Here is an 18,687-nt window from a genome sequence, read left to right as displayed (position 1 = left end):
TTATGGTAAATATTGCAATTGTAGGAGCGACAGGTGTCGTTGGAACAAAAATGATTGAACGTTTAGAAGAAAGCAACTTACAAGTGGATCACTTATATCTACTTGCATCAGCGCGTTCAGCAGGAAAAGTACTACAGTTTAGAGGAAAAGATTATGTAGTCGAAGAATTAACGGAAGACTCCTTCAAGCGTGATATTGACTACGCCATCTTCTCAGCAGGGGGCGGAACTTCATTGAAATTTGCGCCAATCGCAGAACGTGACGGCGTGATTGTCATCGACAACTCAAGCGCATGGAGAATGGATCCAGAAATTGATTTAGTCGTACCAGAATGTAACGCACCAACATTAGAACGTAAGATTATTGCAAATCCAAACTGCTCAACTATCCAATCAGTTGTGCCATTACGTCCATTGCATGATGCATTCGGATTAAAACGTGTGGCGTACACAACTTACCAAGCTGTTTCAGGTTCTGGACAAGCAGGAATTAACGATTTAAGAAACGGTGAAAAAGGGGAAGCTCCAACAAACTACCCACACCCAATTTACAATAATGTATTGCCACATATCGATGTATTTTTAGAAAATGGCTATACAAAAGAAGAAATGAAAATGATTCAAGAAACTCGCAAGATTCTTGGATTGTCAGATGATGTAGCCATCACAGCTACTTGTGTGCGTGTGCCTGTATTCAACTCACACTCTGTAGAAATCAATGTGACTTTCGAAAAAGATACAACTCCTGAGGAAATTCGTGCAATTTTAGAAAAAGCACCAGGCGTAATCGTATTAGATAAACCTGAGGAAAATGTATATCCAACACCATTACAAGCAACTGGGCATGATGAAGTGTATGTGGGACGTATTCGTCGCGATATCTCTCAACCAAACAGCTTCCACATTTGGTGTGTGGGCGATAATATCCGTAAGGGTGCAGCGAGCAACGCCATCCAAATTGCGGAGTATATCGAAGAACACGGATTACGTAAGTAATGAAATAGAAGATTTAACGGAGCGTAGGAAGTTAATTCCTACGCTCCTTTTTAACATTTAATGCCATCCCACGTTATGGCTATTATAGAATCCGTAAGATTTTTCGAAATCAACATTCTAATAAACAAAAGTTGCCAGTCTTCTAATAATTATTGGCTCCACTACAACCAACTGTGAGTAAAAAAATTAGGTTTGTATCATTTATGATACGTATCATAAATGATACATCTTTAGGAAATTAAAAGTGAGTGTAACATTTTTGTTACGTAACATAATTGTTACACTCTGAAAAACCAAAAGGAGGAAACAAGTTTTTCCGCTCTTGAAGATGATAAAATGTGATACAATAAAAGTACTATGGATGTAAAAGGAAGTACGCGTGTGAACAAGTTAAAACCTTACTTAAAGCCGTATCTGAAAGAAACGATATTGGCACCATTATTCAAATTATTCGAAGCGATTCTGGAGTTATTTGTTCCGCTCATTATGGCGGTCATCATCGACAAAGGGATTGGAAATAAAGACACGACCTTGATTCTTCATCAAGGGGCCATCCTAATTTGTCTAGGAATTTTAGGTGTTGTCGTGTCGATTACCGCTCAGTATTTTGCGGCAAAGGCGGCGACTGGATTTACCGCTGATGTAAGACAGGCGCTCTTTTCAAAAATTCAATACTTTAGCTTTTCGCAACTCGATGCGCTGGGAAATGACACTTTACTGACGCGTTTGACGAGTGATATCAATCTTGTGCAAAGCGGGTTAAATATCGCGCTTCGTCTATTGCTTCGTTCGCCGTTTATCGTCGGAGGAGCGATTGTGATGGCGTTTGTTGTGAATGTAGAAATGGCATGGACGTTTGTTATTACGGTGCCGATTTTAGCAGTCGTCGTATTCGGTATTATTTACTGGACGATTCCGATGTATCGCCGTGTGCAAGATCGATTGGACCGTATTATGCGCCTTGTGCATGAAAATCTGCTTGGGGTGCGTGTGATTCGTGCATTTAACCGTGAAGAAAAAGAAATCCATACCTTTAGAGAAGATACTGAAACGTTGAATCAAGCGCAACAAAAGGTGAGTGGTCTCTCTGGAGCCATGAACCCTATTACGTTTGTGATTGTGAATGTGGCCCTCATCGTCATTCTTTATGGTGGTGCGATTAAAGTGGATACAGGGACCTTGTCAAAAGGGGACGTTATCGCTTTAACAAACTACATGTCACAAATTCTAGTGGAGCTTGTGAAATTCGCGAACCTTGTCGTAACGATGACAAAATCCGTAGCGAGTGCGGAACGTATCGACAATATTCTATCGATTGAGCCAGATATGGTCGAAGGAATGAAAGAGGTTCATCCTGATGGTGAAGTGGCAGTGGCGTTTAAAGACGTGACATTGACGTATCAAGGAGACCAAAACGCAGCGCTCAATCATATTACCTTTACCGCATTGAAAGGACAGACCATCGGTGTTATCGGTGGGACTGGTAGCGGGAAATCGTCTCTTGTGAATATGATTCCTCGGTTCTATGATGCGACCCAAGGGGAAGTTGAAGTATTCGGCAATGACGTTCGTGACTACCGTTTTGCATCGATTCGTGGAGCGGTCGCAATGGTCTTACAAAAGGCGCAACTCTTCCGTGGAACGATTGCCGACAATGTCCGTTTTGGAAATGCATCGGCTTCTACTGAAGTCGTAGAACACGCACTCGGCGTCGCTCAAGCCAGTGAGTTTGTACAAACAAAAGAAGGCGGACTGGATTATGGTATCGAACAAAATGGTCGCAACTTATCCGGTGGGCAAAAACAACGGATGACGATTGCACGTGCGATTGCCAAACAAGCACCAATTTTAATTTTAGATGATAGTGCTTCGGCGTTAGACTATGCGACCGATGCAAAATTGCGTGAAGCCATCAAGAACCAAACGCCACGTCCAACGACCTTTATTGTGTCGCAACGGGCAGCTTCTGTGCAGTATGCAGACTTAATTCTCGTGTTAGACGAAGGAAATCTTGTCGGCAAAGGCACGCATGAAGAGCTTTTAGCGGGCAACGAAATTTATCAAGAAATTTACTATTCACAATTTCCAAAGGAGGATGAAGCATGAGACAGACAACTCAATGGGAAACCATCCGTAAAGTCCTCCGCTACATCCGTCGCTATCGCATCTACTTTGTAGCGTCGATTCTTTTGGCGAGTGTGAATGTATTCGGAACGTTAATGATTCCAAAATTAGTCGGGGAAGCCGTGGACCAAATGTTAGACACGGGCCAAGTGTTCTATGAAGGACTATTTGCCATCCTTTGGCAGATTGCACTCTTTACGGCAATGGCAGCCATCGCGCAGTGGTTTATGAACCTCAGCAATAACAAGATGACGTACTCGGTTGTACGTGACCTTCGTAGAGATGCGCTTGAAAAAATCGAAACCTTACCGCTCAGTTATTTAGATATTCATCCAGCCGGAGAAATCGAGAGCCGTATCATTGCGGACGCGGATCAATTTGCGGATGGATTATTGATGGGATTCACGCAGTTATTTACGGGTGTGATGACGATTCTAGGAACGTTAATCTTTATGCTTAGCGTAAATGTGACATTGACGCTTGTAGTAGTGGTGGTGACGCCAGTATCCTTTGTGATGGCCAGCTTTGTTGCGAAGAGATCCTATCATTTCTTCAAACAACAATCGGAAATTCGTGGGGATCAAACTGCCTATATGAATGAGATGATTGAGGGGACACGAGTGGTGACGGCCTTCCAGCAACAAGAAAAAGTCATCGAGGACTTCTCGGTGATTAATAAGAACCTAACAGATGTATCACTCAAGGCTATCTTCTTCTCGAGCATCACGAATCCGGCAACGCGCTTTGTTAATAGTATTGTCTACACCAGTGTGGGCGTGTTCGGGGCGTTCTTCGTGATTAGCGGTGGCGTGACGGTTGGACAACTATCGGCCTTCTTAAGTTATGCCAACCAATATACGAAACCATTCAATGAAATCTCAGGAGTTATTACCGAGTTGCAAAATGCGATTGCTTGTGCCAACCGCGTATTTGAACTATTGGAACAACCTTCTGAACGTCCAGAGCGTGAGGATGCTGTATCTCCTGAGAGTTTCGACGGTGCGGTGGAATTTAGTCATGTGGACTTCTCTTATGTGAAAGATCAACCGCTGATTGAAGACTTCTCTCTGGATGTTAAACCGGGGCAACGCGTGGCGATTGTCGGTCCAACCGGAAGCGGAAAGACGACATTGATTAATTTATTGATGCGTTTCTATGATATTAATAGTGGAAAATTAGCCATCGATGGCCATTCGATTGAAGACATCACTCGTCAAAGCCTACGAAATGGATTTGGGATGGTGCTTCAAGAAACATGGCTTCAAACGGGAACTGTCCGTGAAAATATCACGATGGGAAATCCAACGATTAGCGAAGAAGAGATGATTCGCATCGCCAAACTCTGCCATATCCATGGATTCGTGAGTCGTCTGCCACAAGGATATGATACGGTGATTTCAGATGACGGTGGGGACTTCTCGCAAGGGCAAAAACAATTGCTCTGCATCGCGCGTGTGATGATGGGACAACCGAATATGCTGATTCTCGATGAAGCGACTTCTTCCATCGATACACGTACCGAGTTGAAGATTCAAGAAGCCTTTCAACATCTGATGGAAGGACGCACGAGCTTTATCGTGGCGCACCGCTTGTCGACCATTCGTACCGCGGATGTGATTCTAGTCTTAAAAGACGGACTTGTCATTGAAAAAGGAAATCATGCCAGCTTGATGGAACAACGTGGATTTTACTACAATCTCTATCAAAGTCAGTGGCAACATTAATCTAAAAACTAAAAAGAAGCGTAGACTCTATAAAAAGGGTCTACGCTTCTTTGAATTGTAAGTACAAAATTATCATATATGATAATTTCAAACGATTATGGATTGAACTCTTCTAGAGCTAGAGATGAATTGTAAGTACAAAATTATCATATATGATAATTTCAAACGATTATGGATTGAACTCTTCTAGAGCTAGAGATGAATTGCAAGTACAAAATTATCATATATGATAATTTCAAATGACTATTGATTGAATTCTTCTAGTGCTAGAGATGCTTCTTCCCATTCGGCAAGAAGTGTTTCTTGGCGCTCGAGAAGGGTTCCTTCTTCGGTTGAGAGGGCAGCAGATTTATCTGGGTCAGAATAGTTTTCTTCCAGCGTCATCGCCTCATGCACTTGTTCGAGTGCCGTTTCGATATCGTGCATCTCCGTTTCTAGTTGCTCGATGCGACGAGTGAGTGTACGGATTTGACGTTGCTCTTCTTTAGAAGCATGGTAGCTGGCTTTAGCTTCTGTCATCGGCTGGGCCGTCGCTAGTGGGGCATCCTTGGCCTCTTGCAAAGCGGCGAGTTCTTCTTTCTCTTGTTTTTTCTCGAGATAGTAGTCGTAGTCGCCTAAATACAGCGTACTACCAGTTTCTTCGATTTCAAGAATGGCCGTTGCGACCTTGTTGATGAAGAAACGGTCATGCGAAACGAAACAAATCGTACCGTCGTAGTCGATGAGAGCATCTTCGAGGACTTCTTTACTGTCGATGTCCAAGTGGTTGGTTGGTTCGTCGAGCAGTAGGAAATTATCATGTTCAAGAGACAGTTTGCAAAGTGCCAAACGAGCCTTTTCACCCCCGCTGAGTTGAGCGGTTGTTTTCTCCACGTCGTTCCCTGAGAAAAGGAAACTGCCAAGAATCGAACGAACGTCTTTTTCAGGCATCGTAGAGTGACGAGACCATAGTTCTTCTAGAACCGTTTGATTCGATGAGAGGCCGGCCAAGTTTTGGTCATAGTAACCGACTTGAACGCCAGCGCCTAAGTCGATTGAACCTTCGATTAAAGGCAATTCACCCGTAATCGACTTCAAGAGGGTAGATTTTCCAATACCGTTAGGCCCCACAATCGCGATGGCTTCACGCTTGCGAAGTTGGAAGGAAATCGGACCGCTCAAGGCTTCGTGGTCGTAGCCGATATAAGCGTCGGTTACTTGTAGCACTTGGTTTCCGGATTCGCATTCCACGGTAAATTCAAATCGAGCAGAGCGCTGATCGCCTTTTGGTTTCTCTAAGCGTTCCATTTTCTCGAGCTTCTTACGACGTGATTGGGCTCGTTTTGTAGTTGAGGCGCGCACTAAGTTTTTCGCAATGAATTCTTCTAAGTCGTGAATCTCTTGTTGCTGCTTCTCATAGGCTTTTTGTTTAAGTAAATAGCGTTGCTCGCGTTCCTCTAAGTAGTGCGAGTAGTTTCCTTTGTAATATTCACAGGCTTTATGACTGATTTCATAGACTTCGTTACACACACGGTCCAAGAAGTATTGGTCGTGGGATACGATGACAAGCGCGCTACTTGAAGAGCGTAAGTAGTCTTCAAGCCACGTCAATGTTTCAATATCCAAGTGGTTGGTTGGTTCGTCTAAGATGAGTAAGTCGTGTTTCTCTAATAAAATACGAGCTAGTGCCAGACGAGTGCGTTGGCCTCCAGAGAGTGCTTGAATCGGTTGGTCGTAGTCTTCTGGATAGAAACGGAATCCGTGAAGCACGGTGCGAATTTCAGACTCGTAACCATACGCATTCTTTTGGTTCAATTCTTCTTGAAGCTGGTCGTATCGTTTTAAGGCGAGTTCGTATGCCACGGGGTCACTTAGAAGGTCTGGGTCACCAAGTTGTTCAGCTGCTTTTTGCGCTTGTTTCTTCAAGGTTTCCACATCTTCGAAGAGATGCACCATTTCTTCCCAAACGGTGCGGGAAGACTGGATGTCAGCGTATTGATCTAAGTAGCCAATCGAGAGGTCTTTCTTCTTTGACACAGCGCCAAGAGAAGGTTCTTCGATCCCTGCCAACATTTTTAATAGCGTGGATTTTCCAGTACCATTTCGCCCAACGATGGCAATGCGTGAATTTTCTTGAATATGAATCGTAATATTTTCAAATAGGACTTCATCCGCAAACGTACGCGCGAGTCCTTGTCCTTGTAATAAAATCATGACGGGTCCTTTCAATGTGGTTTCAGTTTATTTTAGCATAAAAAAGAAGGGGAACAATATTGATACGCGTTCTTCTTTGCATTCACATTCACAATAGGGAGGTTGTGAAGAAAAAAGCACAAAGCTTGCTGCATATAAGCGAAACTTACGAATGTTCGTGAGGTACAAGCAAACTGTTTGTGAAATGAAATGTCGTTGTGATAGAATACGCATGGAAATAAAAGAAAAAGGGAGTCTTATTCATGAAAGATTTAAACGAATTAAAAGAAATCGAAGTGCCACGCGCAACTGCGAAACGTTTGGCCATTTATCATCGTTACTTACGTTTCTTGCATGACGCAGGAAAACGTCGCATCTCATCAACTGAATTAAGTGAAGCTGTAAAAGTCGATAGCGCAACAATCCGTCGTGACTTCTCATACTTTGGCGCTTTAGGAAAACGTGGATATGGATATGATGTAGAATACTTATTAGAATTCTTCAGCCATACTTTAAACCAAGATCGCTTAACGAACGTCGCTTTAGTAGGGGTTGGTAAATTAGGACAAGCGCTCTTAAACTACAACTTCCACCAAAGCAACAACGTGCGTATTAGCGCAGCGTTTGACGTAAACGAAGACATCGTTGGAACAATCCAAACAGGTGTGCCAGTTTACAGCATGGATGAAATGGTAGAACAATTAAAAGTTCAACAAATCCAAGTGGCCATCTTAACAGTGCCTCAAGATGTTGCTCAAGAAACAGCGGACCGCTTAGTGGAAGCAAATGTTCGCGGAATCTTGAACTTCACACCAATCCGCTTAGACGTACCAGAAGACGTTCGAGTTCAAAACGTGGACTTAACAAACGAATTACAAACTCTAATTTATTTCTTGGATAATCAAAAATAGAAGATAGAGCATAATAGAAAAGCCTGTAAAACAAGGTTTCTATTATGCCTATCTTTTTTTATTGTCTAATATGTTTAGATATGTGTTTAGATATTTTAAAAACCTACATAATTCGCAAACAATTTAGCACTATTTTCACGGCTATTTTCTGTTACGTGTGTATAGATATTCATAGTAGTTTGAATATCAGAATGTCCTAAACGTTCTTGAACATCTTTCATAGGTACGCCACTTTCAAAAAGTAAGCTGCAATGAGTGTGCCTAAAACCATGAATAGAAATGATTTCAAAACCATTTTTATTACAAAATTTATTAAACCAATATGAGGGTATTTCAAGCGGAATATATTTATTGCCCTTAAATGTGGTAAAAATTAATTGATTTTCATTCATGGAATTGTAGCCGTGTTCTAAAAGTTGTATAGCTTGAGTGATTTTCCATTTGTTTAATACTTCAAGAGTTTTATCATCAATTGTAATAACTCTAATGCTAGCTTTTGTTTTTGGTGCTTGTATAATCTGTTTACGCTTTAAACCAATAGAAAAAGTTTTATTAATATCAATGGTTTTAGAAGAAAAGTTTATATCTTTCCATGTTAACGCAAGCGCCTCTCCTTTTCGCATACCAGTAAAAGCAAGCAGCCTAAAAAATACATACCATATAGGTTGTATATTCTGTTCCATACAAGATAATAGTTCTTGTAATTCATCTTTAGTATAAAACTGTTTCTTGTCCGCTTTTATTCGTTTGTCTTTAGGTATAGTTATTCTATCTTCAATTCTAAAATGAATGTAACCATGTTTTAAAGCATATTCAAAAGGCTTCAACATACGCCAATACATTTTCTTATAATTTACATATCTTTTATGCCAGTCGTTTAATAATTGTTGAATTTTAACTGGTTGTATTTTATCTATTTTTAAATTGCCTATATATGGTAAAACATCTTTATTCATTGAAGTTATCATTTGATGATATGTACTTTCTTTTACATCTTGTTTATACTGTTCTAACCATTCCTCATAAACTTGTTTATAAGTCTTTGAAGATGATTTAACCTCATAAATATTTTTTTCTAGGTTTGTAACAGCTTCAGAAAAGTACAGCATTGCTTCACGCTTGGAAGAAAAACCACGTTTATTAATATTTACTTGTTGCCCTGTGGTAGGGTTTATACCTAGATAACCACTAACACGCCAAAAAGTACCTTTTGTTGTTTTATATTCTTTATACGTTGCCAATTTTATTACCCTTTCTATTTCCACCCCCACGGTAAAAATAAAAAGATAGGTAAAAGAATTAGATAAAAATTATTTATTAGGGTCGTATTTTTCAAAACCTTTTTCTTGAAGTAATTCATTTAATTCATCAATAGCATTTTTTATAGGCTTAGAAATTTCGTCATAAAATTTATCGGTCATTCCTTTACGTCTATTATCTTTTTTATCAAAAAAGAAATCTAATAATTCAGAAGTATAAAAATTATATAGCTTTTTTATTGCATATCTAATTGCACCATCTTGAGTGTTATCGTAAGATTCTATTTTATTTAAGTATTTTATTATTTGTCGTTTTAAATACTCATCGTGACCTCTATAATTCAAGTTATTTTCCAAGAAATAATCACATATTTTATCTATTGCATTTTGTTTATGTCTTTCATATTCAGACTTAGAAAAATTTCCTTCCTCATCTTCAGACTTTAAATAAAATGACATTTTAAAATTGAAAATATTAAAATCATCATTATTATCTTGTTCTAAAATACTGTTTAGTAATTCTGTTACATATTCTTTGGTTTCAACAAAATTTAAGCCGTCACCCATTACCAATTCTATTGGTGTTATTCCACCTAAACTAGCTATTCTTGCTAAATTTCGTTTATTAGGCAAGTTTCTGTTTTTTTCCCAATTATTTACGGTGCCTTTACTAGTATTAAATATAGCGCCAAATTCTTCCATAGTTTGCCCAAGATTTAACCTAATAGCTTTAATTCGTTCACCTACAGTAGTCATCTTTTTCACCTCTCGTTCTGTATGAATTATAAAATAAATATTTTAAAAAGTAAACAAAAGTATTGACAAAATAAAACAAAACATTTAAAATTTGAGTATGCAAAAGTAAAGCAATGAAAGAAGGTGATTAAATGTATAATAAAATTAGAGGGTATAGAAATATGTTAAAACTTAATCAAGAAGAAATGGGAAAGTATATTGGCGTTACAAAACAATCATATCATCTTAAGGAAACAGGAAAAACAAAGTTTACAAAGGAAGAAATGAAAAAGATTAAAAAGCTTTTATTACCTTTGTTTCCATATATTACTATTGATGAAATTTTTTTTAGTTAAAAGTATTCAAAAGTAAAGGAGAAAAAAGAATGGCGTTAACACTATCAATACCAGATGAATTTTACAATGAACTTTATATAGGTATTCAAAAGGTTTATGTAAAAGCAACTGAAAAAGCAAGAGAGGATACAATTTTATTAAAAACATATTTAAGTATTAATGAAATAACTTCATACTATCTTGATGTAACACGTCCTACTATTATGGCGTGGGTAAAAAAGGGGCTGCCTACATACGAGATAGAGGGAAAAAGATATATAAAACGTAGTGAATTAGATGAGTTTATAGAAAGACATAAAAAATAAAATTCCACCCCCACGGTAAAAATAAAAAGACATGTCGTAATTTGATTAAAAAACGTCGTTTTAAGGCGTTTGGTGTAAAAAAGGTACAAACATACCAAAACGGTATAAAAGTTAAAAAAACAAGCAAAAAACGAAAAATAGAAACGGTTTATATGCTTATTAATGATTTTACTTTAACAAATATTATTTTAATAGTGTCATCTTTAATGATTTTCATTATTGGGGTAGGTTATGACGCTTTTCTAAATAAAATGAAAGACGAATATAACGAGGAGTAAGAAGAAGTTTTAACAACAATATATAAAAGGAGAATTAGGAAAATGAACAGTTACTTAATTAATGAATATCCTTTACAAGTTTTACCATCTCTTTGTAAGAAAGTTGGAATTAGTGAAGCTATATTCATTCAAGAATTACATTACTGGTTGCTTGCTTCAGAACAAGAAAGAAATGGCAAAAAATGGGTATGTAAAACTTATGAAGAATTACAAGAAACGCTTGAAATTTTCTCTTTAAGTACTATTAAGCGTATAGTAAAAAGTTTATCAGATAAGCAACTATTAATAATTGACAATTTCAATGAAATGAAAATGGATAAAACAAACTGGTATTCAATCAATTATGTGAAATTAGGGCAATTATATGAGTGCTAAACAACAATTATTAATAAGTGATAAGTCTTTAATACTGTTGCCTAAACTAGCCGTAAAGATAGGAATTAATGAAGCTGTTTTTTTACAGCAATTACACTTTTGGCTAGTTAGGTCAAAAAATAGTATTGATGGGAAAAAGTGGGTGTACAAAACATTTGAAGAATGGCGAAAAGAAATGCCCTTTCTTTCAGTTAGAACATTAAAAAGAGTTGTAAGTAATTTAAAAAAGAAAAAATTAATTATTGCCAAACAAAAAGTACATAAACAATGGTACACAATTGATTACGAAACGCTAAAAATAATAGAGCTTGAAGATATTAAAAATGATGATTTACCTTTTTAATAATAGTCTTACAAATATTTAACGTAGTTTACAAGCTAGTTTACAAGTTAGTTTACAAGCTAGTTTACAAGTTAGTTTACAAGCTAGTTTATAAACTGGTTTATATAAAGTAGTAGAAATAGCTAAACCGCACCTAGTGTCGCACCTAGTACCGCAGTTAGTGTCGCAGTTAGTGTCGCACCTAGTACCGCACCTAGTACCGCACCTAGTACCGCAGTTAGTGTCGCAGTTTTATGTTAAAGTGTCAAACTGGCACTCTAGAAGTGTCAAATTGGCACCAGTAAAGTGTCAAACTGGCACGCCTATAACATAGAGTACTCATAGAGTACTCATAGAATACAATATAACCCCCTAACCCCCTTAAAAAGGGGGAAGTCTTTTTGCAAGAAAAACTCTAGCATAAGAATTGAATAAAAAGCCTTGCAAAAAGCCGTTTTATTTAAGTCTATAGCAACTAATAAAGTTACTTAGCTAGATATTAATGTATACATTAATGCATAAGTAAATTAATGAATGTATACATTTATTACGCAAAACAATAATTAATGTTTACCAAAGTTCCCTAATAACAAGTATAAGGAGTAATAACCATGAATAAACAAGAAACTATGAATAATGAAAATATTGAATCAATTCTTACTGAACAAGTCTTTGAATTAAATGATATTATGAATGATTTAAAAATTATGAAAAGCGCATGTGAAGGTATGATTGAAATAAAAAAATACACGGCTCTTTATGAAATGAAGTCATCAGAATTATTATCATCATTTTATGATAAATTCCAAAGTTTATTTTTTAAAATTGATGATGTTGCTTATAGTTTAGCTAATATTTATGAGGAAGCGAAAAAAACGGAAGAATAGTAAATAAATGGGCAGAAAGGAAAATAAGAAAATATGAATTGGGAAAAATTAGAAGATGATTTAAAAAGAAAAATAAATATACAAGCTACCAATAAACGAATAAAAAGAATTTTTGAATTGTATCATTTGTATAAAGGTATAATTGCGCTAGAGAATGGTAAAACAATTAAGAAAATTGAAGATGGTAAAGTATTTTTAGGAAAGGTTAATATCGAGTATCAAGAATATATAGACATGATAGATAATACTTTAAATTCATTGGAAGAATGGAACGAGGAAGAATATCAAGTGTTCTATGATTTTTATGTAGAGAAAAAAAGCGGCATAGCTTGTTCTGTAGATTTATGTTTGAGTGAAACACAATTTTATAGAATTAAAAACAATGCGGTTGAAAAGGTTGCACGGTTGTTAGAATGTGTAATATACGAATAAAGAGGTGTGAAGTATGACAGAATTTATCTTTGAAAGCTTTAACCCTAATTATAATTCTATAGTAGATATCGTAGACTATAAGGAACCCAAAAAGAGGTTACAAAGATTAATAGATAAATATAAACTAGTAACAATGGCTATTTACAAAACAAATAAGATAAGTTTTAATTCTAAATTTAACATAGAATTAAAAGAACCTAATTCAAAAAACAATGGATTGATTGAATTTATAAGCAAAGTTACAAATACTATAAACAATCTTACTGAACAAGAAAGATATATAGTAATACAAACACTTATTTTAAAACACACAGATATTAAAATAGGTTTAGAATGCTCTTATAGTGAATTTACAATACGTGACAATAGAAAAAGTGTAATGATAAAACTTGCTGCTTTATTAGAATGCTTAGTATTTAAAAATGAGGTGGTAGTATATTAGATTTAAGTGTTATTAATTTAAAAGAAACCGAACGTAATTTAAAACAAAAGATTAATAGATATATAGAGAACAAAAATATTGTAGCTATAAAATCATCACAAACAATAAACAGTAAATTAAACCTATCTTTTGGGAAAACTAACAAGCTTTATAATTCTAACATTGAACAAGTAGCCTTATTTAACTTAACTGATGAAAGAATAAAAGAGATTGAAGAATTTGAAACCTCTTTATCAATCTTAAGTAATTCAGAAAGGCTATTACTTGAACAATGCTTTATAGAGGGCGAAACGCCTTTAACAATCCACCGTAAAACAGGTAAGAACCATAAAGAGATAAAGAAACAATATAATAAAGCTATAGTGTTACTAGCTATTCAATTAGAATGTGTTGTGTTTTCGTTGATTTAATGCACCTTAAGAGGGTTTAAAATACCCTTTAAAAATATCAATTAAACATATTGAAAAAAATGTTAGTTCGTTTTAAGAAGTTGAAAGAAATGCTGTTATATCAAGGTAAAAAGAGAAATGACGAACTAAACAGAATGTAAGATATGTTTAATTCAGATATTAGAAAAAATATTACTGAAGAAACAAAAGCAAAATGAAACAAAAGATATAAAGAATACTTGCCCAACCCTTACAAGGAAGTAAGCAAGTATTTTTTAGTTATTTTAAATTTAATAAAAAATATCGTCCCCCCCACAAAGCTTTATTGAATATAGTTGTGGTGGAATACCGAGGGAAAGGACTTTTTCCAACCACGGGTCTATTTTTGAAAAAAGGGGGTTAAAAAGCAGCAGATAAAAAAAGAGTAGGCAGTTTTAAAACACTGTTTTGAGTATCGAATTTAACATAATGAAAAAATGTAAATTCAAAAACATAGATATGAAGAAATATTATTGTATCAGTGTTTTATGAGAATAGACGAATTTAACACAATACAAGATATGTGAAATTCAGAAATAAGCCTAAAGAGAGATATAAAGCGTTGTTAGTAGCTTTAGTGGTAAATGGTATTTAAACACTATTCAAAACCGCTATAAGCCTTAGAATAAGCATTTAAATAACGTGTAATAAAGAGTATAGACTGGGGGGGCGGTAGCCTACCAGGCAGCTTAGAAGAACTTCACGCAGTCACTGTACATATTTTTTCACGCCAAAAAAGTAATGAAAAAGGTATACTCAACTTCATAAAATAGGGGCTTATTTTATAGTTTTCTAAACACATATCTAAACACATTCAATAATTGGCAGCTTCACAATGACTAGGAATGCACTAATAACAATAAAAAGAGGTGGCTTAATATGGTTATTTTTGATTATCTAGGGAATTAATTTGTATAGAAAATATTATTGATTAGTACTTGAATTATAAAGTTAAACTTATTTTATTGTCCTCAATATGTACTGCTACAAATAGAGAGATTATAATTTTTTGTTATAAGAAAATAAATAATTTTTTAAAAATAATTGTAAATGAGCTGTTGATACAGTATACTGTATGTGTAAAGTCAAAGGGGAGAATGTTATGGCAACTAAAAGTTTTACTACAGATATGATGTTTAATTATAAAAACACAGATTCTTTGATTGCTGCTTTAAGCAATTCAAATAGACCAAAATTAACGACAGCAAAAGCAAATTTGTTAAAAGGTAAGGAAGAGGTATCTAAATTCGTAACTCTTCTCAAAAATAAAAAATAGTGAATTTTATAGTAATGACTTTACAACAGCTATTAGATAATGGTATGGAAAGAGACGAAATTAAGAAATTACTTCTTTCTTTTAAAAGTATTCCACAAAATGAAGATGGTAATCCGAATGATGTGGAATTTTTTTTGCATGAAAAAGCTATTAATTTGGAGCGTATTGGGGCTTCAAGAACCTATTTAGTGTTTGATGAACATGGTACCTTGTTGGGATATTACGCATTAGCTAGTAAACCTCTAATCATTGCTAAGAAAAACTTGAAAAAGTTGTCTAGTAATCAACGTACTAAATTAAGACATCATGGACAAGATACAGAATCTGGGGCGCTCCAAGTTTATAGTTATCTATTAGGACAGTTAGGGAAAAATTATAACATTGAAAATTCTATTGATGGTAAGGACTTGTTAACACTTGCTTATAATTCTATAAAAGCAGCAAGCGAAATTATTAATGCTAAATATATTTGGTTGGAATGTGAAGATAATCATAAATTAAAAAACTTTTATTCTGATTTTGGTTTTAAAGAAGTTAATGGATATACATCAAAAAACAATATGAAAGTTATGATTTTAAAAATAGAACAAAAAAAGAATAGTCACTAATTAATTAGGACTACTCTTTTGATTAATTCTGATAGTTTTATATTCATTTTTGTTTTCTTTTTATTTTTACCGTAGGGATGGAATGCATTTTGTAAGTGTTTAGATAAGTGTTTAGATATGTGTTTTAAAAAATAGATATAAATAGTTTAAAAAGTAGTGTGAAGTGGTGTAAACAATGTGATTATTAAATTGTTTTACCACTATTTTTTTGTAGAAAACTACTTCTTGGACAACCAAAAATAATCTGACAAAAGGCATCCGTAAAGGGTGCCTTTTTTGTGTGGAAAAATAGGTGATAAAACTTGAATACGTATTTATACGTGCTATAATTGAAGTGTCAGGAGGTAGAACTAATGCCGATGACACAAGAACAAATGGTCAAATTACTTGTAAAACATGGTTTTGAAGTTGTAAAAGGTGGGAAAGGTTCTCACTTAAAAATGACAAAACCAGGACAAGTACGACCAATTATTATTCCTCACGGAGAATTGAATAAATTTACTGAAAGAGGAATAATGAAGCAAGCTGGGTTGAAATAACCCAGTCTTGCTTTCGAGAACAGGAGGTGTAGCACATGTTATTAACGTATCCAGCATTAATTTATTTTACGGTAGAGGAAGAGGATAGCCCGTATTTTGTTCACTTCCCAGACTTTGAGAACTCAGCAACACAAGGACGTACGATTTCTGAAGCAATGAGTAATGCCAGTGAGTATTTAGGAATGATGGCAGCGAGCCTCATTGAAGAAGGAGAAAAATTACCAAAAGCCTCCGCAATCAATGATTTGACACTTGAAGAAGATTTTCCATTTAAAGACGATGAAGATGTAGCCTCAGAATATAATCTGGATCAGTCTTTTAAATCAATGGTGATGGTAGATGTTGAGGATTATTTAGATGCCACAAAACTCGTCAAGAAAACATTGACGATACCAAAATGGGCCAATGACTTGGCGGTTAAACGCAACATTAACTTCTCTCAATTGCTGACAACAGCCATTGTGAATGAAGTGCGGATGTAAAAATTTTTATCTTTAATGCGATTGATTGGAAAAGGATGGGAATTGAAATTGAAAAAGCTGATAAGAGTACTTTTAGTAGTTGTGGGCCTAGTTGTTGGTGGATACACAATAATGGGAATAGTTCGCAATCATGAGATAGTCCAAATCGTTAAGAGTGATGAAGTTAAAGCAATTATTGAAAATAATTTAAAGAAAAGACATGCGGGAGCTCTTGAAGAAGGAAATATCATTCAAAGTTATGAAATTGATAATGACTCGATATTTGTGAGCCCAATGGGAGGCATAAAGTTTCGCGTTTTTATTAATAATAACAAAGAAATGTATGTTAATTTTTCGATTAATAAAGATCCCCGTTATACTGATGGTAGGTTAGTCAATGAAGGTGGGGGACAGTCTCAAGAATTTAAAAAATTAATAGATGGAGCCGAAAAATAGGATACCGTTTCAAAAGGATGGGAATTGAAATTGAAAAAGATAATAAGAGTACTTATAGGACTCTTTGTAGTTGTGGGCTTAGTAGTTGGTGGATATACAATAATGGAAATAGTTCGCAATCATGAGATGGTTCAAATTGTTAAGAGAGATGAAGTTAAAGAAATAGTAGAAAACTATCTCCGATATTTGGATAATGATGCTTTAACAGATAAAGGTAAAATTGTTTCCTATCAGATTGATGAACAGTCAATCGAGCATAATCCTATGGGAGGAATTATGTTTACGGTGTTTCTGAATGATGATAGTGAACTGTATGTCCGAATGACTCTAGAAAAACACCATGAAACGGGGAAAATACAACAGTCTGGTGGAGGATATGCTAAAAAAGTCAAAGATTTAGTAGGTAAAAAGGATTAAAAAGTGTATCATTATCCTGTTGTATAGGGATTTAGATAAAATGTCAGTCGACAGAGAAAAAGGAGATAACAATAGATGGAATTGTTGAGGATATTAGCTACTGAGGGGAATCCATTTTGGGATCCAAAGGCAGTTCAAGAAGTAATCTGGGTTTTAATGATATTTGGTTTGGTTGTTTTTGCAGGTATTGTAGCTCTTGCTTATGTTTTTATGAAAGCTGCAATCACAGTTGTTAAGTATAAACCAACAAAAGACGAGGAAACGTTAGACCAAAATGAAATAATAGAAGAACCAACAGATAATGAAGAATAAAAATAAGCACTAATCCAATCCGATTTGCGGAGTGATTAGTGCTTTTTTACAGACTGAGAGAGTATTTATTACGAGTGTAGTTCATGATATACTATGAAAAATAGATTCGTATACAGTTTTAAAAGAGTGGGGTGTTCTTGGATTTGGTAAAGAAGAAACAATTACTATGGGGAGTTCTAGCAGTACTGATTTTAATAGTTGGTGGATACAAGACGGTTGATTTTATTCAACATAATGAGATGAGTCAAATCGTTAACAGTGAAGAGGTAAAGGAAATATATTTGAAACGATTAACATCGATTGACCCCGATGCTTTTACCGAAAAAGGGAAAATACAAAAATATACAATTGACTCTTTCGAGAAAATACCAACAGGTGGAATATTTGTTTATCTTTATGTTAATGACAATAAAGATTATACAGTCTCCGTACACCTTTATATGGATTATAATACTGGTAAGATAAAAAATGGTGGAGGTAGTTGGTCGCCAGAATTAAATAGCTTTGTAAAAAGTAAAAAAGCTGAGTAAAGTTTATATATGGAACTTTATACGGTATACTATGCAAAAAAGGAAAAATTAACAATAAAAAGGGAAATAACAATAGATGGAATTGTTGAAAATTTTAGCTACTGAAGGGAATCCGTTTTGGCCCGAAGGTGGTTTTTATCTAATGATGATGTATATACTATTCGTTATATTTTTATGCCTTATTGGGGTTGTAGCAATATTTTGGATGATTAGTAAAGGGGTAGATTGCGTGTTTAAGGGGTGTGAAACAAACGACGAGGACACGGTAGACCAAAATGAATCAATAGAAGCAACACCCAATAATGAAGAATAAAAATAAGCACTAATCCAATCCGATTTGCGG

General features: G+C 35.2%; 24 protein-coding genes. 21 read left to right on the top strand and 3 right to left on the bottom strand.

The window, feature by feature from the left end; all coding sequences use genetic code 11:
* The first annotated feature begins 2 nt into the window (after nucleotides 1-2).
* From ADH02_RS06080 to ADH02_RS06070, 3 genes are all read left to right on the top strand, one after another.
* Nucleotides 3-995, top strand: coding sequence for an aspartate-semialdehyde dehydrogenase (locus ADH02_RS06080; RefSeq protein ID WP_048709761.1), 993 nt, complete (start codon nucleotides 3-5; stop codon nucleotides 993-995).
* A 381-nt stretch (nucleotides 996-1,376) separates the two neighbouring features.
* Nucleotides 1,377-3,101, top strand: a complete 1,725-nt coding sequence (locus ADH02_RS06075) for an ABC transporter ATP-binding protein (RefSeq protein WP_414717662.1) — start codon at nucleotides 1,377-1,379, stop codon at nucleotides 3,099-3,101.
* Nucleotides 3,098-4,843: an ABC transporter ATP-binding protein gene (locus tag ADH02_RS06070; protein ID WP_048783434.1), complete on the top strand. Its 1,746-nt coding sequence runs from the start codon at nucleotides 3,098-3,100 to the stop codon at nucleotides 4,841-4,843. The genes ADH02_RS06075 and ADH02_RS06070 overlap by 4 nt, the downstream gene beginning before the upstream one ends.
* A gap of 243 nt (nucleotides 4,844-5,086) precedes the next feature.
* Here the strand turns inward: ADH02_RS06070 and ADH02_RS06065 are convergent, their stop codons facing one another.
* Entirely contained in the window at nucleotides 5,087-7,036 is a 1,950-nt protein-coding gene (locus ADH02_RS06065) for an ABC-F family ATP-binding cassette domain-containing protein (RefSeq protein WP_048783433.1), read from the bottom strand.
* Nucleotides 7,037-7,278: 242 nt separating this feature from the next.
* Here ADH02_RS06065 and ADH02_RS06060 point away from each other — a divergent pair, with 242 nt between their 5' ends.
* Nucleotides 7,279-7,926 (top strand): redox-sensing transcriptional repressor Rex, encoded by a 648-nt coding sequence (locus tag ADH02_RS06060; protein ID WP_048783431.1) that lies wholly within the window; start codon nucleotides 7,279-7,281, stop codon nucleotides 7,924-7,926.
* 95 nt (nucleotides 7,927-8,021) lie between these two features.
* On the opposite strand, the gene ADH02_RS06055 is transcribed toward ADH02_RS06060, so the two are convergent.
* Both ADH02_RS06055 and ADH02_RS09380 read right to left on the bottom strand, forming a co-directional pair.
* Entirely contained in the window at nucleotides 8,022-9,167 is a 1,146-nt protein-coding gene (locus ADH02_RS06055; RefSeq protein WP_048783429.1) for a site-specific integrase, read from the bottom strand.
* Between the two features lie 69 nt (nucleotides 9,168-9,236).
* Entirely contained in the window at nucleotides 9,237-9,941 is a 705-nt protein-coding gene (locus tag ADH02_RS09380) for a helix-turn-helix domain-containing protein (RefSeq protein WP_053091410.1), read from the bottom strand.
* 131 nt (nucleotides 9,942-10,072) lie between these two features.
* On the opposite strand from ADH02_RS09380, the gene ADH02_RS06045 reads away from it, so the two are divergent.
* The 17 genes from ADH02_RS06045 (at nucleotide 10,073) to ADH02_RS09625 (ending at nucleotide 18,657) form a co-directional block, all read left to right on the top strand.
* The gene (locus ADH02_RS06045; RefSeq protein ID WP_048783427.1) at nucleotides 10,073-10,276 is read left to right on the top strand and encodes a helix-turn-helix transcriptional regulator; all 204 of its coding nucleotides are present in this window, start codon (nucleotides 10,073-10,075) and stop codon (nucleotides 10,274-10,276) included.
* Between the two features lie 29 nt (nucleotides 10,277-10,305).
* Complete coding sequence (locus ADH02_RS06040; RefSeq protein WP_048783425.1) at nucleotides 10,306-10,581, top strand: helix-turn-helix domain-containing protein; 276 nt, start codon at nucleotides 10,306-10,308, stop codon at nucleotides 10,579-10,581.
* A 41-nt stretch (nucleotides 10,582-10,622) separates the two neighbouring features.
* Nucleotides 10,623-10,859 carry a hypothetical protein gene (locus ADH02_RS06035; protein WP_048783423.1) on the top strand — a complete coding sequence of 79 codons (237 nt, stop codon included), beginning with the start codon at nucleotides 10,623-10,625 and terminating at the stop codon, nucleotides 10,857-10,859.
* 42 nt (nucleotides 10,860-10,901) lie between these two features.
* Entirely contained in the window at nucleotides 10,902-11,234 is a 333-nt protein-coding gene (locus ADH02_RS06030) for a hypothetical protein (RefSeq protein WP_053091409.1), read from the top strand.
* On the top strand, nucleotides 11,224-11,577 hold the full coding sequence (locus tag ADH02_RS06025) for a hypothetical protein (RefSeq protein WP_053091408.1): 354 nt from the start codon (nucleotides 11,224-11,226) through the stop codon (nucleotides 11,575-11,577). Before ADH02_RS06030 ends, ADH02_RS06025 begins: the two co-directional genes overlap by 11 nt.
* 590 nt (nucleotides 11,578-12,167) lie before the next feature.
* Nucleotides 12,168-12,443, top strand: a complete 276-nt coding sequence (locus ADH02_RS06020; protein ID WP_048783420.1) for a hypothetical protein — start codon at nucleotides 12,168-12,170, stop codon at nucleotides 12,441-12,443.
* A 33-nt stretch (nucleotides 12,444-12,476) separates the two neighbouring features.
* On the top strand, nucleotides 12,477-12,875 hold the full coding sequence (locus tag ADH02_RS06015) for a hypothetical protein (protein ID WP_048783418.1): 399 nt from the start codon (nucleotides 12,477-12,479) through the stop codon (nucleotides 12,873-12,875).
* Between the two features lie 13 nt (nucleotides 12,876-12,888).
* The gene (locus ADH02_RS06010; protein WP_048783416.1) at nucleotides 12,889-13,317 is read left to right on the top strand and encodes a hypothetical protein; all 429 of its coding nucleotides are present in this window, start codon (nucleotides 12,889-12,891) and stop codon (nucleotides 13,315-13,317) included.
* Nucleotides 13,318-14,847: 1,530 nt separating this feature from the next.
* A complete protein-coding gene (locus ADH02_RS09550; RefSeq protein ID WP_160312868.1) occupies nucleotides 14,848-15,021 on the top strand; it encodes a hypothetical protein in 174 nt (57 codons plus the stop codon).
* Nucleotides 15,022-15,035: 14 nt separating this feature from the next.
* Nucleotides 15,036-15,629, top strand: coding sequence for a hypothetical protein (locus ADH02_RS06005; RefSeq protein ID WP_048783414.1), 594 nt, complete (start codon nucleotides 15,036-15,038; stop codon nucleotides 15,627-15,629).
* Nucleotides 15,630-15,982: 353 nt separating this feature from the next.
* On the top strand, nucleotides 15,983-16,168 hold the full coding sequence (locus ADH02_RS06000) for a type II toxin-antitoxin system HicA family toxin (protein WP_048783412.1): 186 nt from the start codon (nucleotides 15,983-15,985) through the stop codon (nucleotides 16,166-16,168).
* Nucleotides 16,169-16,203: 35 nt separating this feature from the next.
* Nucleotides 16,204-16,650 carry a type II toxin-antitoxin system HicB family antitoxin gene (locus ADH02_RS05995; RefSeq protein ID WP_048783410.1) on the top strand — a complete coding sequence of 149 codons (447 nt, stop codon included), beginning with the start codon at nucleotides 16,204-16,206 and terminating at the stop codon, nucleotides 16,648-16,650.
* Between the two features lie 42 nt (nucleotides 16,651-16,692).
* Complete coding sequence (locus ADH02_RS05990) at nucleotides 16,693-17,085, top strand: DUF1310 family protein (RefSeq protein WP_160312867.1); 393 nt, start codon at nucleotides 16,693-16,695, stop codon at nucleotides 17,083-17,085.
* 24 nt (nucleotides 17,086-17,109) lie between these two features.
* The gene (locus tag ADH02_RS05985) at nucleotides 17,110-17,502 is read left to right on the top strand and encodes a DUF1310 family protein (protein WP_239681747.1); all 393 of its coding nucleotides are present in this window, start codon (nucleotides 17,110-17,112) and stop codon (nucleotides 17,500-17,502) included.
* Nucleotides 17,503-17,577: 75 nt separating this feature from the next.
* A complete protein-coding gene (locus ADH02_RS05980) occupies nucleotides 17,578-17,814 on the top strand; it encodes a hypothetical protein (protein WP_048783407.1) in 237 nt (78 codons plus the stop codon).
* Nucleotides 17,815-17,951: 137 nt separating this feature from the next.
* A complete protein-coding gene (locus ADH02_RS05975) occupies nucleotides 17,952-18,344 on the top strand; it encodes a DUF1310 family protein (RefSeq protein ID WP_048783405.1) in 393 nt (130 codons plus the stop codon).
* Between the two features lie 76 nt (nucleotides 18,345-18,420).
* The gene (locus ADH02_RS09625; protein ID WP_048783403.1) at nucleotides 18,421-18,657 is read left to right on the top strand and encodes a hypothetical protein; all 237 of its coding nucleotides are present in this window, start codon (nucleotides 18,421-18,423) and stop codon (nucleotides 18,655-18,657) included.
* The last annotated feature ends 30 nt before the right edge of the window (nucleotides 18,658-18,687 follow it).

The organism is Streptococcus sp. 263_SSPC (genome assembly GCF_001071995.1).
Taxonomy (GTDB): domain Bacteria; phylum Bacillota; class Bacilli; order Lactobacillales; family Aerococcaceae; genus Granulicatella.
Note: the sequence above shows the minus strand (reverse complement) of the source record. Positions and strands in the feature narration are given on the sequence as shown.